At 56.3% G+C, this 23,999-nt stretch carries 22 protein-coding genes; 9 read left to right on the forward strand and 13 right to left on the reverse strand.

Annotated features, from left to right (window positions below; translation table 11 throughout):
* Positions 1-51: 51 nt before the first annotated feature.
* The 3 genes from malM to malK form a co-directional block, all read right to left on the reverse strand.
* Positions 52-963, reverse strand: a complete 912-nt coding sequence (gene malM / locus B4M48_RS04200; RefSeq protein ID WP_250341448.1) for a maltose operon protein MalM — start codon at positions 961-963, stop codon at positions 52-54.
* Positions 964-1,077: 114 nt separating this feature from the next.
* Positions 1,078-2,379, reverse strand: a complete 1,302-nt coding sequence (locus B4M48_RS04205) for a maltoporin (RefSeq protein WP_040113487.1) — start codon at positions 2,377-2,379, stop codon at positions 1,078-1,080.
* A 26-nt stretch (positions 2,380-2,405) separates the two neighbouring features.
* Complete coding sequence (gene malK, locus B4M48_RS04210) at positions 2,406-3,530, reverse strand: maltose/maltodextrin ABC transporter ATP-binding protein MalK (protein WP_040113486.1); 1,125 nt, start codon at positions 3,528-3,530, stop codon at positions 2,406-2,408.
* 362 nt (positions 3,531-3,892) lie between these two features.
* Between malK and malE the strand changes: the two genes are divergently transcribed.
* The 9 genes from malE (at position 3,893) to uraH (ending at position 13,109) form a co-directional block, all read left to right on the forward strand.
* Positions 3,893-5,083 (forward strand): maltose/maltodextrin ABC transporter substrate-binding protein MalE, encoded by a 1,191-nt coding sequence (gene malE / locus B4M48_RS04215; RefSeq protein ID WP_166714183.1) that lies wholly within the window; start codon positions 3,893-3,895, stop codon positions 5,081-5,083.
* Positions 5,084-5,141: 58 nt separating this feature from the next.
* Positions 5,142-6,674 carry a maltose ABC transporter permease MalF gene (gene malF / locus B4M48_RS04220; protein ID WP_040113484.1) on the forward strand — a complete coding sequence of 511 codons (1,533 nt, stop codon included), beginning with the start codon at positions 5,142-5,144 and terminating at the stop codon, positions 6,672-6,674.
* A gap of 9 nt (positions 6,675-6,683) precedes the next feature.
* Positions 6,684-7,574 carry a maltose ABC transporter permease MalG gene (gene malG, locus B4M48_RS04225; RefSeq protein WP_094111587.1) on the forward strand — a complete coding sequence of 297 codons (891 nt, stop codon included), beginning with the start codon at positions 6,684-6,686 and terminating at the stop codon, positions 7,572-7,574.
* Between the two features lie 456 nt (positions 7,575-8,030).
* A complete protein-coding gene (locus tag B4M48_RS04230) occupies positions 8,031-8,162 on the forward strand; it encodes a hypothetical protein (protein ID WP_255402130.1) in 132 nt (43 codons plus the stop codon).
* A 46-nt stretch (positions 8,163-8,208) separates the two neighbouring features.
* Positions 8,209-9,411, forward strand: a complete 1,203-nt coding sequence (locus tag B4M48_RS04235; protein ID WP_288656036.1) for a YcaO-like family protein — start codon at positions 8,209-8,211, stop codon at positions 9,409-9,411.
* A complete protein-coding gene (locus B4M48_RS04240; RefSeq protein WP_288656048.1) occupies positions 9,408-10,247 on the forward strand; it encodes a class I SAM-dependent methyltransferase in 840 nt (279 codons plus the stop codon). Before B4M48_RS04235 ends, B4M48_RS04240 begins: the two co-directional genes overlap by 4 nt.
* A 222-nt stretch (positions 10,248-10,469) precedes the next feature.
* Positions 10,470-11,258, forward strand: a complete 789-nt coding sequence (locus B4M48_RS04245) for an N-acyl amino acid synthase FeeM domain-containing protein (protein WP_139239662.1) — start codon at positions 10,470-10,472, stop codon at positions 11,256-11,258.
* Between the two features lie 206 nt (positions 11,259-11,464).
* A complete protein-coding gene (locus B4M48_RS04250) occupies positions 11,465-12,568 on the forward strand; it encodes an NADH:flavin oxidoreductase/NADH oxidase (protein WP_250341450.1) in 1,104 nt (367 codons plus the stop codon).
* Between the two features lie 127 nt (positions 12,569-12,695).
* Positions 12,696-13,109 carry a hydroxyisourate hydrolase gene (uraH, locus tag B4M48_RS04255; RefSeq protein ID WP_040113478.1) on the forward strand — a complete coding sequence of 138 codons (414 nt, stop codon included), beginning with the start codon at positions 12,696-12,698 and terminating at the stop codon, positions 13,107-13,109.
* A gap of 40 nt (positions 13,110-13,149) precedes the next feature.
* Here uraH and B4M48_RS04260 read toward each other — a convergent pair whose 3' ends face one another.
* The 10 genes from B4M48_RS04260 to arnB all read right to left on the reverse strand — a co-directional run bounded on the left by B4M48_RS04260 (position 13,150) and on the right by arnB (position 23,867).
* On the reverse strand, positions 13,150-14,388 hold the full coding sequence (locus B4M48_RS04260) for an aromatic amino acid transporter (protein ID WP_288656050.1): 1,239 nt from the start codon (positions 14,386-14,388) through the stop codon (positions 13,150-13,152).
* A 147-nt stretch (positions 14,389-14,535) separates the two neighbouring features.
* Positions 14,536-15,546, reverse strand: a complete 1,011-nt coding sequence (locus tag B4M48_RS04265) for a Gfo/Idh/MocA family oxidoreductase (RefSeq protein ID WP_040113476.1) — start codon at positions 15,544-15,546, stop codon at positions 14,536-14,538.
* Positions 15,547-15,571: 25 nt separating this feature from the next.
* Positions 15,572-16,393 (reverse strand): TIM barrel protein, encoded by an 822-nt coding sequence (locus B4M48_RS04270; protein ID WP_071668324.1) that lies wholly within the window; start codon positions 16,391-16,393, stop codon positions 15,572-15,574.
* A gap of 123 nt (positions 16,394-16,516) precedes the next feature.
* Positions 16,517-16,891, reverse strand: coding sequence for a 4-amino-4-deoxy-L-arabinose-phosphoundecaprenol flippase subunit ArnF (arnF, locus tag B4M48_RS04275; RefSeq protein ID WP_040113475.1), 375 nt, complete (start codon positions 16,889-16,891; stop codon positions 16,517-16,519).
* On the reverse strand, positions 16,888-17,214 hold the full coding sequence (gene arnE, locus B4M48_RS04280; protein ID WP_040113474.1) for a 4-amino-4-deoxy-L-arabinose-phosphoundecaprenol flippase subunit ArnE: 327 nt from the start codon (positions 17,212-17,214) through the stop codon (positions 16,888-16,890). Before arnE ends, arnF begins: the two co-directional genes overlap by 4 nt.
* Positions 17,211-18,866, reverse strand: coding sequence for a lipid IV(A) 4-amino-4-deoxy-L-arabinosyltransferase (gene arnT, locus B4M48_RS04285; RefSeq protein WP_288656053.1), 1,656 nt, complete (start codon positions 18,864-18,866; stop codon positions 17,211-17,213). The genes arnE and arnT overlap by 4 nt, the downstream gene beginning before the upstream one ends.
* A 13-nt stretch (positions 18,867-18,879) precedes the next feature.
* On the reverse strand, positions 18,880-19,770 hold the full coding sequence (gene arnD / locus B4M48_RS04290) for a 4-deoxy-4-formamido-L-arabinose-phosphoundecaprenol deformylase (protein WP_288656056.1): 891 nt from the start codon (positions 19,768-19,770) through the stop codon (positions 18,880-18,882).
* On the reverse strand, positions 19,767-21,746 hold the full coding sequence (arnA, locus tag B4M48_RS04295; RefSeq protein ID WP_166714177.1) for a bifunctional UDP-4-amino-4-deoxy-L-arabinose formyltransferase/UDP-glucuronic acid oxidase ArnA: 1,980 nt from the start codon (positions 21,744-21,746) through the stop codon (positions 19,767-19,769). Before arnA ends, arnD begins: the two co-directional genes overlap by 4 nt.
* The gene (gene arnC, locus B4M48_RS04300; RefSeq protein WP_040113472.1) at positions 21,743-22,729 is read right to left on the reverse strand and encodes an undecaprenyl-phosphate 4-deoxy-4-formamido-L-arabinose transferase; all 987 of its coding nucleotides are present in this window, start codon (positions 22,727-22,729) and stop codon (positions 21,743-21,745) included. The genes arnA and arnC overlap by 4 nt, the downstream gene beginning before the upstream one ends.
* Positions 22,719-23,867 (reverse strand): UDP-4-amino-4-deoxy-L-arabinose aminotransferase, encoded by a 1,149-nt coding sequence (arnB, locus tag B4M48_RS04305; protein WP_166714176.1) that lies wholly within the window; start codon positions 23,865-23,867, stop codon positions 22,719-22,721. The genes arnC and arnB overlap by 11 nt, the downstream gene beginning before the upstream one ends.
* Positions 23,868-23,999 lie beyond the last annotated feature (132 nt).

Here is a 23,999-nt window from a genome sequence, read left to right on the forward strand (position 1 = left end):
AGGTGCGCCGGAGCGCACCAGGTGCTGCAACTCAGCACTGTCGGGGCAGGTTCACCCCTTGCCTTTTACACTGCTGATAAACGTTTGCCGCGCTGAGGTGGACCCCAGTCGCTCGGCCTCATTCAGAAGCTTCAGCGCTTTATCAATGTTGCCCTGGCTGACCGCCTGACGGATATTCTGATTGAAGTAACTTTCGGTGTCGTTTTCCAGCGGCACCGGCTTCACGGCAGAGGCAGGACGCACGGCAGCGGGCGCAGGCGCCTGAGTATTGCCGATCACAACCGGAGCCGATGCCGATGAACCGAACAGCGGGCCGACCAGAATAGAGGACGCGGAACTGGTGGAGACTTTCAGCTTCAGCCTGCCGCTCTGGCTGTGTGTGGCAACCGGATCGGGAATATCAGGAACCGCATGGCCGGTGCCTTTCGCGTAAGCTTTGGCCGGATCGACCAGCGTGGTGGTCTGGGTCAGATCCCGGTCGGTGGTAAAGACCAGCAGATAAATTTTCTGCTGTCCCGGCACAGGGGTCAGTTTCATTACGCCTTCAAGACGATCGGCGCTCATGACGCCCGGCTGCTGGTAAGCAAAGAACTGCGACGGGAACCACGCTGCCGGACGCAGGTTTTCATCGAGCACCAGTACATTAGGCGCGAACACGCGGTTGTCAGCAACCTCACTGCTCAGCGTAACGGTCAGCTCACCCTGACTGGCTGGCAGACTATACGCCGCAACCGGACCACGGATCCCCGGCAGAGTATCTCCGGTGCCGCTGTCGCGCAGCTGAGTGGTTACCGCACGCGACGTGTCAGCAGGTTGCCAGTTCAGGCGCTGCAGAGTTTCAGGTGAAACGGCGGGTGCGGTGGAGAGATCCTGCGGCACCAGATTAATATCAGCGACAGCGGGCAGCGTAACGCCGGTCAGCAGCGCAGCGCTCAGGCAGAGCGCGGTAAGCGTTTTTTTCATCGTTTTATCTCTGATAGCTGGAGGCAGCGCCGGCACCAGGCAATGGCCAGCGCTGCCTAATCGGTGAGCCGCACCGGCGGGTGCGGCCATTCTGTTACAGGGTAACGCTGAGGCTTACCACCAGATTTCCATCTGTGCGCCAAAGCTCCACTCGTCATTGTCGCCCCGGCTGTTGGTGAACAGGCCGTTACCGGTGCTGTCAGCAGCGGCCAGCGTGGTCAGGTTGCCATCGGCATTTTTGCTATAGCCCCACTTCTCATCCCATTTGGCATAGGTTGCAAACAGGCGCAGCGCCGGACGGGACCAGATGCTGTCGCCCGCCTGCCACTGCTGGGCCAGGGTAATTTTGTACTGCCCGTTGCGATCGCCGACCTGCTGCGACTTCACGTTGTCGTAGCCCAGCTCAAGCAGCGTGCTCATGATAGGCGTCCATTTGTACATCGGGCGCACGCCCACGGTGTACCACTCGTTGCCGCGATTATTATCGAGGTCGGTGTTCTGATACATCGCGACGTACATCAGGTCCCAGCGCTCGGCCAGCGAGATGGCACCGTGATCCAGCACGCGGTACATTTTGCCGTCGTTATTGATATTCGTGCCCTGCGGCAGCCCTTTGCCCTGCGAAGTCAGCGCGTCCGTTGCGTACTGAAGTACAAACTTGTTGTAGCCTTTCAGCATGCTCTGCGTATGTTCGGCGGTGAAGAGCCAGCCATCTTTGGACGCGCCATCCTCCAGACGATATCCGTCGCGCGCGTTAGCACGGCCATAGTCGACGCCGAGTTCCAGCACGCCATCCGGGTTGGTCTCCAGACCCGCCAGGCGCACATCAAACACGTCGTTCGCGGTGCTGGTTGCGTAGTCGCGGATGCGATCGCTGGAGAAGGTGTAGGAGCCGCCCGCTTCTGATGAGCGCGTGGCGGCGAAAGAGAGTTTGCCGAAGCCGAGGTCAACATCTTCCAGGCCTGCGCCGGGACCGGAGATATCCCAGTAGTAGAAGTCGATCATATGCACGTCGTGACGCTGATAAAAGCGCTTACCGGCCCAGATAGTAGAGCCCGGCAAAGCATCAATCAGGTTTTTGCCTTTAACGTTGGCTTCGCGGAAGGCAGGTGAAGTTGCCTCCCAGTCATTCTGCTGCGATACGGAGTAGGCAACGTTGGTGTCAAAATAGAAACTCTTATCGCCCTCCTTCCAGACTTCCTGTCCCAGCTTAAGCTCGGCGTAGGTTTCACATTCGTTACCCAGACGGTACTTACTTTGTGCGCCGGTCGCCTGGAAGCACTGTTGTTCACCGCCGCTGCCGGTCCAGCCAATGCCGGAACGGGCGTAACCGGTGAAGTCCACCGCCATAGAGGAGGCGGACAGGGTACCCGCAGCGATAGCGATCGCCACGGGGAGTTTGCGCAGAGTTATCATTTATTTATCTCCTGAGATCATTGCTTTTATTGTTTTGCAGGGTACACACCAGGCTCCTGATGCAGCCTGCGACAGGCGCTGCCATCTTCACGAAACAGATGGCAGCGTTCCGGCGGCAGGCCGATGCCCATCAGGGCGCCCTCTTCTGCCAGCACCACGTCCTCCTGGCGGTAAACCAGGTTTTGACGGATGGCGGGGATTTGAATGTGGATTTGCGTTTCATTGCCGAGCTGCTCAACGACCTGCACCTCTCCCTCCAGCGTGACATCGGCGATGTCGCTGGAGAGCAGATGCTCAGGCCGGATACCCAGCGACATGTTGCTGCCGATCTGCACGCCGGTGCTCTCGACCGGCAGCCAGACCAGCTGATTGTTGGGCAGACGCACCTGAACCTGATCGATTGCGGTGGCGGTTACTTTTACCGGAAGGAAATTCATCCGCGGGGAACCGATAAATCCGGCGACAAAGCGATTGGCGGGGTAATGATAAAGTTCCAGCGGTTTGCCAATCTGCGCGATGCGCCCTGCTTCGAGCACCACAATTTTGTCGGCGAGCGTCATCGCTTCTACCTGATCGTGGGTAACGTAGATCATGGTGCGCTTCAGCCGTTTATGCAGTCGCGAAATTTCGATGCGCATCTGGACGCGCAGCGCGGCATCAAGGTTGGATAACGGCTCGTCGAGCAGAAAAACGCGCGGTTCAGCCACCAGTGTCCGGCCAATCGCCACCCGCTGCCGCTGACCGCCAGAGAGCGCTTTGGGCCGCCTGTCCAGCAGATGCGCCAGCTGCAGCACCTCGGCTACCTGGTTTACACGCTGCTGGATCTCGGCGCGCCTGACGCCGGCCAGCTTCAGGCCAAAGGACATATTTTCCGCAACGTCCAGATGCGGATAAAGCGCATATGACTGAAACACCATGCCGATCCCGCGCTCTGCTGGCGGTACCTCATTCATGCGCTTGCCGCCGATCAGCAGGTCGCCTTTAGTGATGGTTTCAAGCCCGGCAATCATCCGCAGCAGGGTCGACTTACCGCAGCCGGATGGTCCGACAAACACCACAAATTCACCTTCGGCAATCTCAAGATTGATATCTTTCGAGACTTCGGTTTCACCCCATGTTTTGGAGACATGACGTAACGCAACGCTCGCCATAATAATTTTCCTCTCAACGTGCCCTGTTGGCTGATATGACTGCTGGCCGATTCTGTGGCTCATCATGAAAGCCCCGGCAGCCGCTGACATCCTCCACCACAACGTGAATGCACGGGGGATGAGCCGGGAGGAGGAGAAAGGATGCGTGCCGGCTGCCAGCTGCCGGATGAAGAAATTTTTGTGATGTCAGACGCAGAAAAAAGCGAGAGAAAGTGTGCGCCAGCCCATAAAAACAGGGATTTTTGCAGGCAGGATCACGCGTTTACGCCTGCAGGCGTAGAGAGCAGGAGGATGAAACCGTGCTGCAGAACCTGACAATAAACGGGACGCTTACTTCCCGCTTTCGTTTACAGGATGGACTTATGACAATGAAAACCGTCTCGCGCTTATTCGCCCTCTCCGCGCTCTCCGCCGTGCTGTTCTCTGCTTCGGCTCTCGCAAAGATCGAAGAGGGAAAACTGGTTATCTGGATCAACGGTGACAAGGGCTACAACGGACTGGCCGAGGTTGGCAAAAAATTTGAGCAGGAGACCGGCATCAAAGTCACCGTGGAACATCCGGATAAGATGGAGGAGAAGTATCCGCAGGTGGCCGCCACCGGTGATGGCCCCGATATCATTTTCTGGGCTCACGACCGTTTTGGCGGCTATGCGCAGTCAGGTCTGCTGGCGGAGATCTCACCTGACAAAAATGTGCAGGACAAGCTGTTTCCCTTTACCTGGGATGCGGTGCGCTACAACGGCAAGCTGATTGGTTATCCGGTATCGGTCGAGTCCCTCTCGCTGATTTATAACAAAGATCTGGTCGCCGAACCGCCAAAAAGCTGGGAAGCCATCGCCGATCTGGACAAGCAGCTGCGCGCCAAAGGCAAGAGCGCCATCATGTTTAACCTGCAGGAGCCTTACTTCACCTGGCCACTGCTGGCGGCAGGCGGTGCTTATGCTTTCAAACCTACGCAAAGTGGATTTGATATCAAAGACACCGGCGTGGATAACGCCGGGGCGAAAGCGGGCATGCAGTTCATTGTGGATCAGGTCAAAGCCAAAGTGCTGAATGCGGATACCGACTACTCCATCGCTGAAGCGGCATTCAATAAAGGGCAGACGGCGATGACGGTTAATGGTCCGTGGGCGTGGAGCAACATCGACAAGAGCGGCATCAAATACGGGGTGACCACCCTGCCAACGCTCAATGGCAAACCCTCTAAAACCTTTGTCGGTGTACTGAGCGCCGGTATCAACGCCGCCAGCCCCAACAAAGAGCTGGCAAAAGAGTTTCTGGAGAACTATCTGCTGACCGACAGCGGGCTTGAGGCGGTCAATAAAGATAAGCCGCTGGGCGCCGTGGCGCTGAAATCGTATCAGGCAATTCTGGAGAAAGATCCGCGTATCGCCGCCACCATGAGCAACGCACAGAACGGCGATATCATGCCAAACATCCCACAGATGTCCGCCTTCTGGTACGCCATGCGCACTGCCACCCTTAACGCGCTGAAAGGACGCCAGAGCGTGGACGCCGCGCTGAAAGATGCGCAGACCCGTCTGAACAAGTAAACCCTGTCTGAAGCCGGCGCTGTCCGGCTTTTTATCAGCTGTTGAGGAATTTCGGATCATGTCAGGAAAAACGGAACGGTACAGCCAGATGCTGAAAGGCGTACTGGTTGGCGGCTGCTGTCTGTTAGTCGGCTATCTGCTGGTGCTGATGTATGTGCAGGGAGAGTACCTGTTTGCGCTCATGACGCTGATTGTCAGCGCAACCGGCATCTGGATTTATGCTAATCGCCGCGCTTATGCCTGGCGCTATGTCTATCCGGGCCTGGCCGGCATGGCTATTTTTGTGCTGTTTCCGCTGGCCTGCACTATCGCTATCGCGTTCACCAATTACAGCAGTACCAATCAGCTTTCGCAGGAACGGGCGCAGCAGGTGCTGCTTGGCAGGCAGTATCAGGATGGCGCCGGGCTGAATTTTGCGCTCTACCCGGCCGATCGGCGCTGGCAGCTGGTGCTCAGCGACAGCAGCAGCGATGAACGCTACGTCTCCACGCCGTTCGATTTCGGCAGCGTACAGACCCTGACGCTGCAGCAGGCGCCGCTGCCCGCTACTCAGCGCGCCACGCTGAAAGTCATCACCATGCATCGCCAGGCGCTAAGCCAGATCCGTGCCCGGTTGCCGGATGGACGTGAGCTGGTGATGAGCTCCTTACGCCAGTTCTCGGGTACCCGTCCGCTCTATGTTGCCGGGCACCAGGGCGTGCTGAAAAATCAGCAAACTGGCGTACGCTATCAGGCTAATCAGGACACGGGGTTTTACCAGCAGATTGCGGCTGACGGCAGCTGGGGCAGTGAACAGCTGAGCCCTGGATTTACCGTTAACGCGGGCTGGAAAAACTTTGTTCGCGTCTTTACTGACGAAGGGATCCAGAAACCGTTTCTCGCCATTTTTGGCTGGACGCTGATCTTCTCGCTGGTGACGGTGATCCTGACCGTTGCAGTGGGCATGGTGCTGGCCTGTCTGGTGCAGTGGGAAGCGCTGCGCGGTAAGGCTATCTACCGCGTGATGCTGATTTTGCCCTACGCCGTACCGGCTTTTATCTCCATCCTTATCTTCAAGGGGCTGTTTAACCAGAGTTTTGGTGAAGTTAACGTCATGCTCAAGGCGCTGTTTGGCGTCCAGCCTGCCTGGTTCAGCGATCCCGCGCTGGCGCGTACCATGCTGGTCATCGTGAATACCTGGCTCGGCTATCCCTACATGATGATTCTGTGCATGGGGCTGTTAAAAGCTATCCCGGACGATCTGTATGAGGCTTCCGCGATGGATGGCGCGGGTCCGCTGCAGAATTTTTTCCGCATCACGCTGCCGCTGCTGCTTAAGCCCCTTATGCCGCTGATGATTGCCAGCTTTGCCTTTAATTTTAATAACTTTGTTCTGGTGCAGCTGCTTACCAACGGCGGACCGGATCGGATCGGGACTACCACGCCCGCCGGCTACACGGATCTGCTGGTCAATTACACCTGGCGTATTGCGTTTGAGGGCGGCGGCGGGCAGGACTTTGGCCTCGCGGCGGCGATTGCAACGCTGATTTTCATGCTGGTCGGGGCACTGGCGGTCATCAACCTGAAAGCCGTGCGCATGAAGTTTGACTGAGGAAAAATTATGGCAATGGTACAACCCAAATCACAAAAGCTTCGTTTGCTGCTGACGCATCTGCTGCTGCTGGTTTTTATTGCCGCCATCCTGTTTCCGCTGCTGATGGTGGTCGCTATTTCACTGCGTTCCGGCAATTTTGCGACCGGCTCGCTGATCCCGGAGCAGATCTCCTGGGAGCACTGGAAGCTGGCGCTGGGATTCAGCGTTACTCAGCCGGATGGCAGCGTCACACCGCCACCCTTCCCGGTACTGCTCTGGCTGTGGAACTCGGTGAAGATCGCAGCGATAAGCGCGCTGGGTATCGTGACGCTATCCACGACCTGTGCCTACGCCTTTGCCCGCATGCGTTTTGCCGGCCGCGCAACCCTGCTGAAAGGTATGCTGATCTTCCAGATGTTTCCGGCGGTGCTGTCGCTGGTCGCGCTCTATGCATTGTTTGACCGGCTCGGTCAGTATGTGCCCTTTCTCGGACTCAATACGCACGGCGGCGTAATCTTTGCCTATCTTGGCGGCATTGCGCTGCACGTCTGGACCATTAAAGGCTACTTCGAAACCATCGATGGCTCGCTGGAAGAAGCGGCCGCGCTGGATGGCGCAACGCCCTGGCAGGCGTTTCGTCTGGTGCTGCTGCCGCTGTCGGTGCCGATTCTGGCAGTGGTCTTTATTCTGGCCTTTATCGCCGCGGTCACCGAAGTGCCGGTCGCTTCGCTGCTGCTGCGTGACGTTAACAGCTATACGCTGGCCGTTGGTATGCAGCAATATTTAAATCCGCAGAACTATCTCTGGGGCGACTTTGCCGCCGCTGCGGTGTTGTCTGCCATTCCCATTACGCTGGTATTCCTGCTGGCACAGCGCTGGCTGGTCAGCGGTCTGACAGCGGGCGGTGTTAAAGGCTAACCTCTTCATCATTGTGTGACCTCGCTGCCCCGGTGTTTAACCACCGCTGGGGCGTTTGACGGCCCCCGGGCCGTCTTTTTTTATGGCGAGGGAAATAATCAACATTTTTTCTTACTGAACCCGACCTCCCCTGGGATAAGAGATGATTGATTTATGCAACTCCATCAGGAAATTATTTAGAAAAAAAGAGGCATAGCCGTGCAGATAAAAATCCTCATATTACCTTTGAAATCAATCACCCGGAAAATGAACGATAAAGCGGCAAGGAATTATTTTATAAATAGTAATATTTCCGGGAAAGTAATATGAAAAATTAAAGATAAAACTGCCAAAAACTTCAATAAGTATAAATTGATCTGGCGCACATTTATATTATTCAGGGTTTGAATTCAGAGTGAACGTTAATTAAATATATCCCTGCCGCAATCAGCGGTTTGCTAATAAAGGAGTCTAATCATGGGATATTTAAACTCAGGCATCAGCAACAGCAATAGCGAGAATGCAAACAAAGCCGTACTCACTATTGAAGAAGAGGAAGTGTTAGCGTCCGCCTCGCAGGCGGATGAAGAGAGTCAGTCTGAAGACTAACATTTCAGCGGCACATTATTGTGCCGCTTTAATATGGACATTTATCATGACTATCCTGCCTGAAAGATCTGTCACCCTTACCCGGTCAAGAAACGCAATAGAGCGTTATTTTTCCCGCCAGAATATTCAGATAAAAAATGACAACTTTGGCAATACGCTTTCAGCTACGGTTACGCTGTTAAACAGGGAAAGTGGCACCAAACCGATTTCTGGCTGCGGTAAAGGCTATGCAGAGGAAGCCAGTGTTGGTGCACTCTATGAAGCTTATGAACATTACAGAAGCTTTCCGGCACTCAGAGAGAAAAGCAGGTTATATCCCTTCGGGTCAGTCATTCAGCAGGCAGAACTTCGCGGGATGTTGCCATTGACTATTCTTGCGAAATCATCACCCGCCAAAATTGCAGCAGTGGAATTTACAGATAAAAAGGGTTGTGCGTCACTGCTCTGGCCTCTTTTTTTAACGGATTGCGAATATTTCAGCCATATCATTCAGGGAGACACTACAGACTATAGCGCAGCGCGACGCTATACCAGTAATGCAGGTATCGCTGCGGGTTATGGTTTTACTGAAGCAGCGATTCACGCCATCGGAGAAATAATAGAGCGGCACTGCACAGGTATCCTGCTGGCAAAAACATTTTTCTATGGTACACAAAAAGAGGTTCGACTTGTTAATACGGATTCACTGCCCCCTGCAGCTGAAAAAATTTTCAATGATGCTCAGTCTGCTTTAGAGGATGAAATCAATATTATTGATGCCTCAGAACCGTCACTGCCTCCTGTTTATCTTGCTTACTGTAAGAGTAAGCCGCGCCTGGGGATAAACATCTACGGCGCTGGCTGTTCACTTTATGCTGACCATGCGGTTGCCCGGGCTATCAAAGAACTGGTCCAGCTGCATAAACTGGCCGATAATTTTACCTGCTTTACTGAGGAACTGGAAAAACACCAGCATAACCTGAGAGAGCATGAAAAATTATATCGCAGCCTTGTTGCCGATTTTGGCAGCCTCGCTTCTGTCAGCGTTGAGCTGCCAGAGAAACGCGCTGAACTGACTCTGCAAGAGCACCTTCACCGCCTGACAATCCTGTGCGAAATGGCCGGATTGCCTGTATGGCTTAAAGAAATAGACAGCGATCCTGCCGGCGTATCACTGGCCTGTGCCGTCATGCCCGGTATGGAGCGATTTGCCCTGGTCAGTTTGGGTAACGTCGTTATTCCCTGCCGAAGCTATCAGGATCAGATATGAGTAGAATGATTTACATCCGGGTCCCGAATCGGGAACGGCATGATATTTTTATCATGACAACCTCTGAATCGATTTTTGCCGGCATACGAAAGCCGTTAAGCCACGTGGCTTACAGCATCATTCTTCCCGATATGATAAAAGGCCCGCTCATTTCGCTGGATGAAACCAAAGATGAAATAACCCTCGGCATCAGAGTGCTGGACGATCCGGCGTGGCGTGAAAAATTACTTCCCCCCTGCCCGGATTACAATATCCACTTTCCATGGCCGCCGCTGGATGATGAAGGGAATGAGGCTATATGCCCGGAATCATTCTGGGACCAGATGGCCGGTACACCGGAGAAGCTGGACATACAGGAAGCGCACTTCCGCCTGCATACCGTAAATTTGCTGCGTGAGATTGCTTTTCCCGACTGCCGCGTATTTGACCCGGCCTGCTCTACCGGAACCTTCCTTGACTCAGTAAAACAAAAGCTTCCCCGTCTAAACTATTTCGCTGCCGATCGCGCGGAAAAAATGGTCCTGAAGGCCAGGCAGCAGCTGCCGCAGGTTGTACAGAGCGACTTTATGCAATCCTGTGACCGTGACAGGTATGATATTATTTTTTGCCGCTTCGCCAATCATGAAGTGATAAGACACGATCAGGCAGCACCTGTTATCGATAAACTTATTACGCTGCTTAATAAGAAAGGGTATTTAATTATTTTTGGTCATACCCCTGTAAATTGTGATGTTAAAAATCATGTGCGAGGCAAAAACATTGCTCTTAAAATGACAAGCGGCTATAGCGAACGTTCAGCAGGTTTTTTCCAGTATTATCTGTTACAGACACTTTGAAAGACTGCGCTGAGGCCACAGGCACGTGCGACATACCGCTTAACATTAAGCATAAAATGCTGCAGTGGCGCTGCTGCTCTTTAAGCTGAATAACAGATTTTACTTTAAGCAGTGATTACTAAATTTTCGATCAAAACTAATTCCAATCATTAGATACCCTGAATACATTAGCGATACTAAAATCTATTGTCAGGGATAATTGTGGATTCGCTAAGGAAATCAGTGACTGTCAGCGCAGTATCCGATGGCGTTCTGAGTAAAAGAACGCTCAAACTATGCAGATTGCTTAATGATAGCGATAAGCTGATCGATATTGCGCCGGCGACCGCTTTTCTCGATTTTTTGAAAGGCATGGAAGTCACGCATAGCGCCTACCAGCGTAGCGGTATTATCAAGAGCAAGCGTGCGCTGTTCCTTTATAACGAAGGCCTGCTTCATCCTGACAGCACCCTGTTTCTGGCGCGTAAAAAACAGGAGATCCTCGGCACAATCAGCGTGATTGCTCAGCGAAACCAGCAGCTGCCCTGCTCCCTGCTGTTTGGTGCAGAGATAGCCGCCCTCGGGCTGGAAAACCGGAAAGTCGTAGAGCTGGGTACGCTGTCGGTCAAGCAGACGCAGCAGCAGGACAATCTGGTGTTTATGCTCTATCTCAGGATTATGATTTATACGATTTTTGTGGAGCAGGTAGACGATCTGCTTATTCAGGTTAAAGAGAACGTAGCGCCTTTTTATATGCGCAATTTCATGTTTACCCGGATAGGTAAAACCAAAAAACATCCTGAGTACAGCGATCTGAATGCTGTGTTATTGCGTCTCGACGTTAAGAAGATGCGGGAAAAAATCTATGAACAACAGTGCTACGGAGCCAATGGCTGGCTGCGTATTTTATGCGAACTTGGACTGAACCGGCACTATCGTACCATCTGTGCTCAGTGTCGTAATGGCCAGCGCTTCAGGCCGGATCCGCAGGATGCCGCTGTTTATCGTTATCTCTGCTCGCTTCAGAGGTAAATTAAAGGCCACCGCAAGTCCTGTCAGGCGATATCATTGCCGCGGCTGCAGAGGGTGTATTTATAGTAAAGTAGCATGTTGTAACTAGAAAGCCAAATCTTTCCGGTTAACGCTTAGAAACAGAATCCCTGTGCCGGGCCGCCTCCGTTCGCCGATGACCATCTACACTTATTTCACCTGAGATCCCCTGAAAACATGAGGTTAAGATGAGTCTGTTATTTAGCGCCACGAAACTGGGACAGCTCTCGCTGGAGAATCGCATTATTATTGCGCCCATGTGTCAGTACTCCGCTGAGGCGGGTAAAGCCACCGCCTGGCACCGTATCCATCTGGGGCAGCTTGCCCTGTCCGGTGCGGGCTTACTGATTATCGAAGCAACAGCCGTTGAGGATATCGGCCGCATATCGCCGGGCGATCTGGGATTGTGGGACGATGAGACTGAGGCGGCACTGGCCAGCGTGCTGGAGGATATCCGTCCATGGGCAACCCTGCCAATAGGTATCCAGCTGGGTCACGCAGGTCGCAAAGCCTCCTGTGCCGTGCCGTGGGAAGGCGGCGAGCAGCTTTCGGCTCAACAGGGCGGCTGGCAGACGGTGGCTCCCTCCGCAGAGGCTTACCAGTCGGGCGAACAGGCGCCACACGCGCTGAGTAAAGAGGAGCTGATGCGCCTGAAACAGGCCTTTGTTGACAGCGCGCAGCGCGCGGTCCGCATCGGTATCGAACTGGTTGAACTGCATGCTGCCCATGGCTATCTGCTGCATCAGTTTCTCTCTCCGCTCAGTAACAAGCGCGATGATGAATATGGCGGATCGCTGGAAAACCGCATGCGCTATCCGCTGGAAGTGTTTCAGGCGATACGCGATGCTCTGCCAGATTCAGTACCGGTGGGCGTGCGTATTTCAGCAACTGACTGGGTCGCAGGCGGCTGGGATAATGAGCAGTCTATTGCGTTCAGCCAGGAGCTGGCCGCCGCAGGCTGTGCCTATATTCACGTCTCCAGCGGCGGACTGTCGCCCGATCAGGAGATCGATATCGGCCCAGGCTATCAGCTCTCTTTTGCGCGCGATATTCGCAAAGTGGTGGATATCCCGGTAATCGGTGTCGGACTGATAACCGATCCGCAGCAGGCGGAACAGGCCCTGCACACCGGTGATACGGACCTGATTGCGCTGGCGCGCGGCATGCTCTGGGATCCGCACTGGCCGTGGCACGCTGCCGCTGAGCTGGGCGCCACCGTTAAGGCTCCGCCGCAGTATCTGCGTTCAGAGCCGCACGGTCTGAAAGGCACTCTGGTACAGAACGGCAAGTGATCCATTGCGGCAGGCGCTCCGCCTGCCGCACCCCTCTGGGAAATTTCACAGATTGTGGCCAGCGTGAGGCGCTCCGGCCCTTAGCCTCTATGCTTCATTTCACGCATTCACATTAAAGGACGATGAAATGAAACCTCAACACCTTCTGCTTTCTGCTGTTTTACTTTGCACCGCTGGCGTCGCCGCGGCCGATACCATGAAAAACCCGGTGAGCGTGCACGTGCTCAACCTGCAGACCGGCATCCCCACCGCTGGCGTAAAAGTAGAACTGGATCAGAAAGCAGGCGATAACTGGACAAAACTGGCAGAAGCCACCACGGATGCGCAGGGGCGGATCCCGGCACTCTATCCGAAAGATAAAATGGCGCAGTCAGGTATTTATCGCGTGGTGTTTAAAACCGGGGAGTATTATAAGTCAGTTAATCAGCAGACTTTCTTTCCGGAAATCCCGGTGATTTTTAACCTTGAGAAGAGCGATCAGCATTACCATATTCCGCTGCTGCTGAGCCAGTATGGCTACTCAACCTATCGCGGTAACTGATTGTTAAAACGCGCTGGCGTCAGGCCAGCGCGTTCTCCTGTCAGCCTCCGCCAAATCGCGGCAACCACTCCATCCAGCTCAGCAGCCACGCCACAATGTTCAGCCCCCCAAATAGCAGTACCAGCGTAATCGCCAGCGAGGATTTTTTATGCGTAGCGAAGCGCTTTTCTGCCCGTAATGCGAGCAAGGCCGGGATCGCTACCGCCCACAGGGTGGCAAACAATCCGGCATAGCCGATGGCCGCCACAAACCCGTGTGGCCAGACAATCGACGCCAGCAGCGGCGGCAAAAAGGTCAGCAGCGCCGTTTTCACACGCGCCCGGCGCGTATCGCCCTGCCCCATACGGTCGGCGATATAGTCGAACAATCCTGCGGTGACGCCAAGAAACGAAGCGATAACGGCAAAATGGGAAAAGAGCGACAGCATCAGGGTTAATGCCGGCACCTGCAGATGCGAGCCCAGCGCCGCCATCAGCGCGGCGATATCCCCGCCCTGCGCAACAATACCCGGAAACGCGCTGCGCGGCAGGTTTCCCATCGTGCTGACGATCCAGAACAGGTAGAGCGCAAGCGACATCAGGGTCCCGAGCAGCAGCGCACGTGCGATCCTGCGCCGGTCGCGATGGTAATAGCTCACCAGCCCGGTGATATTGCCGTGATACCCAAAAGAGGCCAGGCAGAAAGGCAGCACGCCGAGCGCATAGGGCCAGTAAGCGCTGCCTTCTGGCGCTGGCTGCAGCAGTGAGGCACTGTCAACCTGCATCAGGAGTCCGCCAAACAGCATAATAAGCAGCGCAATTTTTGCCACTACGCAGAAGGTCATAAGCCGGCTCACGCCACGCGTGCCGAGCAGCACGACCCCTGCAACCAGCAGCGTCAGCGCAATTTTCGCACCGGCCGCTGTCAGCGGCAGTCCCAGCTGATTAAGGGAGTGCTGATAGACCGGACCGCTGGCTGAAATGTAGGCGTAGGTCAGAATACCCAGTACAAACAGGATGCTTAACCCGTTGAGCCTTGCCCAGCCGCGTCCCAGCAGATCGCGCACCAGCGTGTCATAGCCGGCGCCGGCAGCATAGTGCAGGCTGACGCGCATAAACAGCAGGCCGGAGAGCAGCATCGCGCCCCAGCTGATAAACAGCAGCAGCACGCCCCAGCCAAACCAGCTTCCTGCCATAACCACAGGCAGCGTAAACATACCGGCACCCACAACGGTGCCACAGATGATCATAGCGCCCCACCAGACTGAGGGCTGGCGCGGCGTGAGTTGAGGTACTGACATTAAGACGACTCAGAAAATTAGCAAAGGCGGGATGATACACATCATGTACTAGTATGTAGAGTACAAAACGCAAAAACAGACTGGCAGGGTTGTAAGCAGATAATGACAGCAGCGCGCCTGCAGAGCAGGCGCGCAGTTCAGGCGGGGTTACTGATAAAAAGCCGGACGGGGTGGCATCGTAATCTGAACAATATCGCCACTCTTCTGAGCCGCGACGCAGGCGTCTGCCGCTACCGCCGCCGCATAACCATCCCAGGCAGAAGGCCCGGTCAGCTCATCGGCAAGCACATTGTTGATAAACGCCTGCAGCTCCACATCGTATGCATCGATAAAGCGCTTTTTCCAGTCGGTCAGGATGGCCACAGAGAGCGCTGCGTTACTGCGCGTCTGCACCGCCACAGGTTCCGGCAGCCGGGCAATGCCGCTTTCTCCGACAACTTCACACTGAATGTCATAACCATACTGGCAGTTAACAAAAATTTCGACGTCAATGCGCGTGCCCTGCGCCGTTTCCAGCAGAACAATCTGCGGATCTTTCAGGTGTGAACTGGCGTGGCGCGTTTTGCGTGGCCAGATCACCTGCGCGCTGACGTAATCATCATTCAGCAACCAGCGCAGCACATCCAGCTCATGGATCAGCGTATCGGTAATCGCCATATCCGTGGTGTAACTGTCACCCACCTCCGGATTGCGATGCGCGCAGTGCAGCATCAGCGGCGCGCCAATCTCCCCGCTCTCCAGCACCTGCTTGAGCGCGCGGTAGCCGCTGTCATAGGGTCGCATAAAGCCGACCTGTACGCGTTTTTTACCGCCGGCCATCTCCGCTTCAACGATGTTCATACATCCCTGCGCCGTCACTGCCAGCGGTTTTTCACAAAACACCGCCTTGCCCGCTTTGATCGCTGCCAGTACAAACTCTTCATGAGTGGGACCCCAGGAGGTCACCAGCACGGCCTGTACGTCAGGCGCATTAATCAGATCGTGCGCGCTGTCGTAGATCTCCGCCTGCAGCTGTAGCGCAGCTGCGACCTCTTCACACTGACGGCGGTCGATATCATTCAGCGCCACTACGCGCGAGTTCTGCAGCACCTGACTGCAGCGCCGGATATGTTCACGACCGATTGCACCGGTGCCAATTACGCCAATATTGAGTGTCATAGTCTGTTTCCTGAGCCGGTTGCGGTTAGCGGTTGAGATAGTCGATACTGCTGCGGATCTGCTGCTCAATCTCAGCAGCGCTCCAGCCCTCCATCACCGATGAGAAAGGCTCAAACGCATAGATCCCGCGATACCCCATCTCTTCAAGGCGGGCCACCTGCTGTTTTGTCTGCAGTCTGTCATCGGCGCTGAGCATAATACGCTCTTCATCCGTCAGCTCTGCCGCCGGCCGCGTATCGGTCACGCCGGACAGGTGAACCAGACCAATCTCATGCACGTTAACGTGCCCGGCAAAGTCCGCTTCGGCACCTTCATAAAGATGATGATGGAAGGTATCCAGCACAATTTTGAACGGCACCCCGGCCTGTTTGATCAGCTGCTGCGCCTGCGCGGCAGAACGCAGCGAACTCTGCGGAAAGCCCAGCGGCTCAACCAGCCCCTGAATGCCGTATTCTGCAAACAGCGGCGCCAGCGTTTGCAGCGCATCGATAGTCTGTGCGTCGCTGACCGGCGCACCATCGTTGAGCGGACAGAGCACCAGCGCTCTGGCACCGCTTTCAGCTGCGTCTTTCAGCAGGCCGCGGGTCTTTGCCAGAACCTCATCATTGAGCTGGTTAAACGGATAAACCGCATTGATTGTTTCGATAGTCAGATCGTGCTCGCGCGCCAGCGCGCTGACCTGCGCGCCACCGAGATTGTCGGTCACGCTGCCGCTTTTCATGTCATTGCGGATTTCAACCTTGTGCAGCCCCAGCTTTGCCACCAGCGCAAAAAATTCACTGATGCTCAGAGCGGGAGCAATTTTGCGATTAATACAGAGGCGGTCGCTGCTTAGTTTACCGGTCATATTCAGTCCTGATGCGTACGGGTTGGAAGGCAACTGAAGGGATACTAAAACATCAGGCTGAGCGGCTCCGCTGCTTCTTTGAGTGATTTACATCAGCCCCGTATCGTGCTGACTAAGCGCATATCAGCAGTCCTGTTTTTTACCGCGCGGCAGCGATACCACCAGCAGGCCCGCCACAATCAGTACTACGCCCGCCAGACTGCTCCAGCGAAAAGGCTCATGAAACCACGGCAGAACGACAGCAGCCAGCCAGACCAGTACGTAGCTCAGACTGAGTAGCGGATAGAGCTGACTGAGCGGCTGATAGCGCAGCGCGGTAAGCCAGCAGAGCATCGATAACCCGTAGGCTGCAAGGCCGGCGCAGAGCATCAGCACAGGGCGTGCGCCGCCCTGCAGCAGCGCACTGAACGCGGGAAACTCCATCATCGCGCTGCGCAGCATCAGCTGCGCCAGCGTCACCAGCGCGACGCTTACGAGCGCCAGCCCTGTACCTTTCATAGCTGACTCCCCATCAGCGCCACCCCCGCGACAATCAGCAGCGTGCCCAGCCACTGCTGCAGCGTACAGGCTTCGCGCCAGATCAGGCGTGCGGCTGCCGCCACCAGCACAAAGTTAAGGCTGAGCATCGGATAGGCCTGGCTGACCGGCACACTGCGCAATACCAGCAGCCAGAGCAGCATCGCCGCCCCCAGCAGCAGCAGGCTGAGCGCGACCCAGAGCGCCATGCGCCTGCCGCCTGACGCCATCAGCGCGGCCTGCTTCTGACAGAGCTGGGCTGCACAGCTGAGCAGGCTGACCAGAACAATCAGCAGCAGATTCATGGCGCGCGACGGTAGCTGTAATAAACCAGCCGTCCCTGCTGCCAGACATCATCCGGCACCGGCAGCATCGCATCCGGCGTTTTCTGTCCGGCATCCAGCATCAGTACCAGCGCGACATCACCCTCTCTGCGATGGACGCGCAGCCAGTCGGCAAACTCCGCTCCGGCAACGTAGCGCTTTCGGGCATCGGCGTAGCTGAGACCATACTCCAGCTCGCCTTTGCTGCTGTAAAAAAGGATATCGCTGCGTTTGAGCTGCCAGGCGATCGCCGAGCCGACGCCGGGATTATCCGCCAGGATAAAGCGGCTCTGCGCAAGCCGCTCCTGGATGTGGCGGACAAAGTTCTGCGGCTGTTTGGCGTCCCGTATCCGGTCGGGAATAGCAAATCCCACCAGCAGCGCCAGCGCCAGCGGGCAGAGCGCCGCCAGCTGCCAGCGCCCGGTGCGCAGGCTGACACCTGCCGCCAGCGCCCAGCCGGTAAAAGCGAGCGCAGCCAGAGTCGCACGCAGCTTCTCGTCGCTGCTGTAGAGCGGCCGGTGTGCCAGCCCCCACGGCGCCAGTACGCTTATCACCGCCAGCGCGGTCAGCGCGCCAAACAGCAGGTTAATCCAGCCGTTAAACCGCAGCGCGGTGCTTAAGCGTGCGCTGTTTCCTGATGCATAACCTGCTATCAGCAGGCTCAGCGGAGCAAAACAGGGCAGGATATAGGTTGGCAGCTTGCCTTTTGCAATACTGAAAAACAGCAGCGGCAGCAGGACCCAGCTCAGTAAATAGAGCACGCCTGCCTGCTGGCGACGCTGCTGCCAGCCGCTTATCAGCGCGCCGGGCAGCAGCCCCAGCCAGGGCAGCGTGCCCGCAACCAGCACCGGCAGGTAGTACCAGAAAGGCGCTTTGTGCTGCGCGTTTTCTTCAGCAAAACGCTGAATATGCTCAACCCAGAAAAAGTAGTGCCAGAAATCTCCCGCCTGCTGCGCTATCGCCAGCGCCCACGGCAGGCTCAGCAGTACTGCGGTCAGCAGCGCCAGCGGCCCCCAGCGCAGCAATTCCGTGAAGCGGCGCTGCCACACCATCCACGGCACAATCGCCAGCACCGAAACCGCGAGCGCCAGGAAGCCTTTGGTCATAAACCCCATGGCGCAGGCCGCACCCAGCAGCAGATAGCCGGAGAAGCGCTGCCGGAATGTGCGTGCCTGAACCGCGTACCAGAAGCTGCACATCGCTCCCGTTAGCCACAGCAGCAGAACAGGGTCCAGCACCGCATAAGTGCCGATTCCGTAAACCAGCAGCGAGGTCAGAAAAACGGTGCTGGCCAGCAGGGCGACGTTGCGGCTGGCAAACATCCGGCATCCCAGCCAGAAAATCAGCAGGCCGCTGCATAGCGTGCTGAACAGCGCGCCGGCGCGGACGCCAAAATTAGTGTGTCCGAACAGCAGCTGGCCCAGATTATTTATCCAGTAGCCGGCGACAGGTTTTTCAAAATAGCGCAAATCAAAAAAGTGCGGCACAACCCAGTTGCCGCTGACAATCATCTCGCGGCTGATCTCTGCATAACGCAGCTCATCGGGCTGCCACAGATCGCGAAACGGAACCGGCAGCAGATAATAGAGCGCAAACAGCATCAGCAGCAGCGTAATTTTGGTGCCTGTACGCATCAGAACTCCCTGATTAGTTTTCTGCCTGACAGCCCAGCCACCCTTCCCGACCCGCAATCCGGCCGCGTATCACAGGCGCGCGCGGCAGAGTGGAGAGATCGGCAGGCAGAAGCTCGCTGAGCGGACAGAAGTGAATACCGGCCTGCCGGGCGCGATCGAGCAGGTTGCTAAAGGCGTCGCGCGCGGCGATCCCCTCAACTTCGGCATGAATGGTGTAAACCGCGGTGCCCGCAGCGTGCTGCATGCGCTCAAGGATAAAATCGTTGAAGCGCGCAGCACTCACCTGTTGCCCCACCACTTCATCCCAGGTAGGCAGCGTGACCGGGATCTGTACTGTGCCTTCTGTACCGTCCGGTAGCAGCGGGATAAACGGGCCGCTGCCGCGGCAGTCGCTGTTGTACCGAAAATGGAAAGGTTCTTTTGCAGCAATAATCCGGCTGTCTGCCCGCCAGCCGGCAACGGCTGAACAAGTGACGGCGTCACCTGTCAGCGCTTCCAGCATCTGCCTGCCCCGCCCGATCTCCTGCGCCAGCCGCTCTTCTGACCAGACGCCCGCCCAGGTCTGCCAGGCGAAGTGATCCCAGGCGTGCAGGCCAACCTCATGATGATCGGCGGTGGCGCGGATAATGTCCGCCTGGCCGCGTCCGATGTGGCGTCCTGGCCAGGCGGTACCGGCCAGCAGAATATCCCAGCCATAGAGCGATGCCGCCCGCGAGCGCACCATTTTGTGAAAAAAGTGCGGCTTAAGCAGGCGCCAGATATGGCGCCCCATATTGTCCGGCCCGACGCTGAAAAAGAAGCTCGCCTGCAGCTGATGCAGGCTGAACTGTTCCAGCAGTGCCGGGACGCCCAGCCGGGTGCCGCGCCAGGTATCAACATCGACCCGCAGCCCCACTTTTTTCATGGCTTCTCCTGCAGTTCAACAGTGCGCAGAAAGAAATCAAGGGTGTTATCGATGGTGGTATCCATATCCACATCCGGTGCCCAGTTCAGCAGCCGGCGCGCATTTTTTATCGAGGGCTTGCGATGCTCCACATCCTGATACCCTTTGCCGTAGTAGCTGCTGCTTTCTACTTCGCGGAACCCGGCAAACGGCGGAAAACGGTCGCGCAGCGGATGGCGCTCAAAGCTTGCCAGCAGATGCTCCGCCAGCTCACGAATACTGGCTTCATTTTCAGGATTACCAATATTGATGATCTGCCCGTCACAGTTACCGTTGCGGTTTTCAATGATGCGAAACAGCGCCTCAATGCCGTCACGGATATCGGTAAAGCAGCGCTTCTGCGCCCCGCCATCCACCAGTTTGATGGGCGATCCCTCTACCAGATTGAGGATCAGCTGCGTAATGGCGCGCGAGCTGCCAATGCGTGCAGCATTGAGGTTATCCAGCCGGGGGCCCATCCAGTTAAAGGGGCGGAACAGCGTAAAGCGCAGGCCCTCTTTTTCACCATAGGCCCAGATCACCCGATCGAGCAGCTGTTTAGAAACCGAGTAGATCCAGCGCTGCTTGTTAATCGGACCGACCACCAGGTTAGAGCTATCCTCATCAAAATGCCGATCGGTACACATGCCGTACACTTCAGAGGTAGAAGGGAAGATGATGCGTTTTTTATATTTAACGCAGTCGCGAATGATTTTCAGGTTCTCTTCAAAATCGAGTTCAAATACGCGCAGCGGGTTACGGGTGTACTCAATCGGCGTAGCAATCGCTACCAGCGGCAGCACCACGTCACACTTCTTGATGTGATACTCAATCCATTCAGAATGAATGCTGATGTCGCCCTCAACAAAGTGGAAACGCGGCTCGTTCAGAAAACGGCTTATCGCATCAGAGCCGATATCCAGCCCGTAAACCTCAAAATTATCATCCTGCAGCAGGCGTTCAGTCAGATGATTGCCGATAAAGCCGTTCACCCCGAGGATCAGCACCCGCGTGCGGCGTTTAACAGCCGCCACCGGCTCAGAGTAAAGCAGCGCGCCGGGCACCAGCCCCAGGCTCTGCGCCAGCTGGCTGCCATTCATAAACACGCCGTTGTCACACTGGCCGGTGATAATTTCCAGTGCGCCCTGGCCGCAGGCGACCTGCAGCGGATCGACAGAGAGTATGGTCCCGGCTCTGGCACCCGGCGTGCCGGCGTGCACACGTCCTTTCCACACCATAAACTTCACCGTACCGGCAAAGGCAAAAGCACCGGGCCACGGCCAGGTTACCGCGCGCACCAGATTATTCACCTGCTGCGCACTCTGCTCCCACCGGATACGTCCATCTTCCGGCGTGCGGCGTCCGACCCGGGTTGCCAGCCGCTCATCCTGCGGCCGGGCTACAATCTCGCCGCGCTTCAGCGCTGGCAGCGTACCTTCCAGCAGCTGCGTAGCACAGGCGACCAGCTTACGGTGCAGCGTCAGCGCGTCATCCTGCTCATCGATCGCCACCCTTTCCTGCGTGACAATGTCACCGGCATCGGCCCGCTTAACCATGCGATGCAGCGTCACGCCGGTTTCCGTTTCGCCATTAACCAGCACCCAGTTAAGCGGTGCGCGTCCGCGATAGGCGGGCAGCAGCGAGCCGTGCAGATTAAACGCGCCGCGTGCCGCACATCCCAAAATAGCGTCGCTCAGCATGGCGCGGTAATAAAAGGAGAAAATATAGTCAGGCTGCAAGGCGCGGATGCGTTCAATCCATAACGGGTGATTGACCTCTTCAGGCGCATGCACCGGAATGCCGCGCTCAGCGGCGAGGCGCGCGACGGAATCAAAAAAATGGCTCTCTGCGCCGGTGTCGGTGTGCGTAAAGATCGCCGCAATCTCAAAACCCGCTTTCAGCAGCGCGTTGATTCCTGCGCAACCCATTTCCGCATAGGCAAAAACAACTGTTTTCATGGTTTGATTTCCTGAACCTGAGGAGTTTCCTGCTGCGGGTGGATCACCCGCTGAATGAAATAGCGCGGCCGCGCGCGTACATCGTTGTAGATACGCCCGATGTATTCGCCCAGCAGGCCCATCCCGATAAACTGCGCGCCGACAAAAATGAACAGCACTGCAAACAGCATAAACAGACCGTCGCCGGCCCAGCCGGCGCCAAAAAACAGGCGTAAGATCACCAGCACTATCGAAAAGGCAAAGCCCGCCAGCGCAATCAGGCTGCCAGCAATACTCAGCAGGCGCAGCGGCGTCGTGGTCAGACAGGTCACCAGGTCATACATCAGATTGATAAGCTTCATGACGCTGTATTTGGAATCGCCAAACTCGCGTTCAGCGTGTGCGACCGGCAGTTCGATAGTGCGGCGGGCAAAGGTATTGGCCAGTATGGGAATAAAGGTGCTGCGTTCATGGCAGTTCAGCATGGCGTCAACAATATGCCGGCGATAGGCGCGCAGCATGCAGCCATAGTCGCCCATCGCTTTGCCGGTCACGCGCTGGATCAGCTGATTGATGGCGCGTGAGGCGCGTTTACGAAACCAGCTATCCTGCCGGTTCTGGCGTACCGTGCCCACCACGTCGTAACCCTGCTGCGCAGCTTTGACCAGCGCCGGGATCTCTTCGGGCGGGTTCTGCAGATCGGCGTCCAGCGTAATAATCAGGTCGCCCGATACATGGGCGAAGCCCGCCATAATCGCAGAGTGCTGACCATAGTTTCGGTTAAGCAGTACGCCGACGACGTGACTTCCTGGCATATCAGCGGCATCAGCGATCATCTGCGCCGAGCGGTCGCTGCTGCCGTCATCCACCAGCAGGATCTCAAAGTTCAGACCCAGCGTGCTACAGGCTGCGCTGGTGCGGCGTACCAGCTCCGGCAAACTCTCCTCTTCGTTATAGACCGGGATAACCACAGAGATTTTCTGAAGCGGTTTTTCATCCAGCATGGCGGCCTCCTGCCAGCGTACGCAGCGCGCCGATCACCCGGCTGACATCCTCATCCTGCATATCAGGAAACAGCGGGAGCGAACAGATACGTTCGCTGTTCCATTCCGTGTCAGGCAGGGAAAGATGCGGATAACGCTCGCGATAATATTTGTGCGTGTGCGCCGCGCGGAAGTGAAGTCCGGTGCCGATCTCCTCCGCTTTCAGCGCCTCCATCAGCGCATCGCGGCTGATGCCGCAGGTAGCTTCATCCACGCGAATGATAAACAGATGCCAGGCGTGCTGATGCGGCCAGTCCGGCTGTTTCAGCGGCAGAAAAGGCGTATCCGCCAGCGCCTGCAGGTAGCGCTGCGCAATCTCCCGGCGGCGCCGGTTGATAGCCTCAAGCTTACCGAGCTGAACCAGCGCAATAGCGGCATTGATATCGGGCAAATTGTATTTAAAACCGGGTGCTATCACCTCTGCCTGCGGTTTGCGCCCGTGCGTATCGCGATCCCAGGCATCCACCCCCAGGCCGTGAAACTTCAGGCTGCGCACCCGGTCGGCCAGTTCAGCATCATCCGTTACAACAACGCCGCCCTCGGCACAGGTGATATTTTTGATGGCGTGCAGTGAAAAGATCGCCGTGCCGCGCTGTCCGACATGCTGGCCGTTATAGTGGCAGCCGGTTGCGTGTGCGGCGTCCTCAATCACCGGAATGGCGTAGCGCTCACCCAGCGCGCAGATTGACGCCAGATCTACCGGCGCACCGGCGTAATGCACCGGAATAATCGCCCGGGTGCGTGGTGTGATCGCCGTTTCAATCTGCGGTGCCGTCACCATCAGCGTATGACGGTCGACATCAACCATAACCGGCGTGGCTCCCAGCAGCGTGATGATATTGAGCGTAGAGACCCACGTTAGCGAAGGGGTGATCACTTCATCTCCGGGCTGAATGCCCAGCGCCAGCAGCGTAACGTGCAGGCCGGCAGTCGCTGAACTGACGGCAATGGCGTGCTGGTTTCCAGTCAATTCACAGAAAGCCTGCTCCAGCGCAGCATTTTTCGGGCCGGTGGTGATCCAGCCTGAAGCGAACACCGCACTGACGGCGGCCAGCTCTTCTTCGCCCAAAGCGGGACGCGAAAAAGGTAAGAAAGACATAAATCCACCTTATCAATTATGCTCTGACCACAATGCAGGAATAAACTCTGCACCTGTCACTCTGCGCAACTTCAACGCACTCTCAACGTGTTATAGTGAAAAACCGGTTAACATCACGCCCGTTCACTGGCT

Origin of the sequence: Pantoea sp. UBA6567 (assembly GCF_002434165.1) — a bacterium.
Taxonomy (GTDB): Bacteria; Pseudomonadota; Gammaproteobacteria; order Enterobacterales; family Enterobacteriaceae; genus Pantoea; species Pantoea eucrina.

Excerpts from the sequence above, each read along its gene's own strand:
- B4M48_RS04205 (WP_040113487.1), bottom strand. The coding sequence starts at position 2,379 with ATGATAACTCTGCGCAAACTCCCCGTGGCGATCGCTATCGCTGCGGGT.
- B4M48_RS04250 (WP_250341450.1), top strand. The coding sequence starts at position 11,465 with ATGAGTCTGTTATTTAGCGCCACGAAACTGGGACAGCTCTCGCTGGAG.
- malE (WP_166714183.1), top strand. The coding sequence starts at position 3,893 with ATGACAATGAAAACCGTCTCGCGCTTATTCGCCCTCTCCGCGCTCTCC.
- malF (WP_040113484.1), top strand. The coding sequence starts at position 5,142 with ATGTCAGGAAAAACGGAACGGTACAGCCAGATGCTGAAAGGCGTACTG.
- arnT (WP_288656053.1), bottom strand. The coding sequence starts at position 18,866 with ATGCGTACAGGCACCAAAATTACGCTGCTGCTGATGCTGTTTGCGCTC.
- arnC (WP_040113472.1), bottom strand. The coding sequence starts at position 22,729 with ATGCTGGATGAAAAACCGCTTCAGAAAATCTCTGTGGTTATCCCGGTC.
- arnF (WP_040113475.1), bottom strand. The coding sequence starts at position 16,891 with ATGAAAGGTACAGGGCTGGCGCTCGTAAGCGTCGCGCTGGTGACGCTG.
- B4M48_RS04265 (WP_040113476.1), bottom strand. The coding sequence starts at position 15,546 with ATGACACTCAATATTGGCGTAATTGGCACCGGTGCAATCGGTCGTGAA.
- uraH (WP_040113478.1), top strand. The coding sequence starts at position 12,696 with ATGAAACCTCAACACCTTCTGCTTTCTGCTGTTTTACTTTGCACCGCT.
- malM (WP_250341448.1), bottom strand. The coding sequence starts at position 963 with ATGAAAAAAACGCTTACCGCGCTCTGCCTGAGCGCTGCGCTGCTGACC.
- arnD (WP_288656056.1), bottom strand. The coding sequence starts at position 19,770 with ATGAAAAAAGTGGGGCTGCGGGTCGATGTTGATACCTGGCGCGGCACC.
- arnA (WP_166714177.1), bottom strand. The coding sequence starts at position 21,746 with ATGAAAACAGTTGTTTTTGCCTATGCGGAAATGGGTTGCGCAGGAATC.
- arnB (WP_166714176.1), bottom strand. The coding sequence starts at position 23,867 with ATGTCTTTCTTACCTTTTTCGCGTCCCGCTTTGGGCGAAGAAGAGCTG.
- B4M48_RS04230 (WP_255402130.1), top strand. The coding sequence starts at position 8,031 with ATGGGATATTTAAACTCAGGCATCAGCAACAGCAATAGCGAGAATGCA.
- malK (WP_040113486.1), bottom strand. The coding sequence starts at position 3,530 with ATGGCGAGCGTTGCGTTACGTCATGTCTCCAAAACATGGGGTGAAACC.
- arnE (WP_040113474.1), bottom strand. The coding sequence starts at position 17,214 with ATGAATCTGCTGCTGATTGTTCTGGTCAGCCTGCTCAGCTGTGCAGCC.
- B4M48_RS04240 (WP_288656048.1), top strand. The coding sequence starts at position 9,408 with ATGAGTAGAATGATTTACATCCGGGTCCCGAATCGGGAACGGCATGAT.
- B4M48_RS04270 (WP_071668324.1), bottom strand. The coding sequence starts at position 16,393 with ATGACCGGTAAACTAAGCAGCGACCGCCTCTGTATTAATCGCAAAATT.
- B4M48_RS04260 (WP_288656050.1), bottom strand. The coding sequence starts at position 14,388 with ATGTCAGTACCTCAACTCACGCCGCGCCAGCCCTCAGTCTGGTGGGGC.
- B4M48_RS04235 (WP_288656036.1), top strand. The coding sequence starts at position 8,209 with ATGACTATCCTGCCTGAAAGATCTGTCACCCTTACCCGGTCAAGAAAC.
- malG (WP_094111587.1), top strand. The coding sequence starts at position 6,684 with ATGGCAATGGTACAACCCAAATCACAAAAGCTTCGTTTGCTGCTGACG.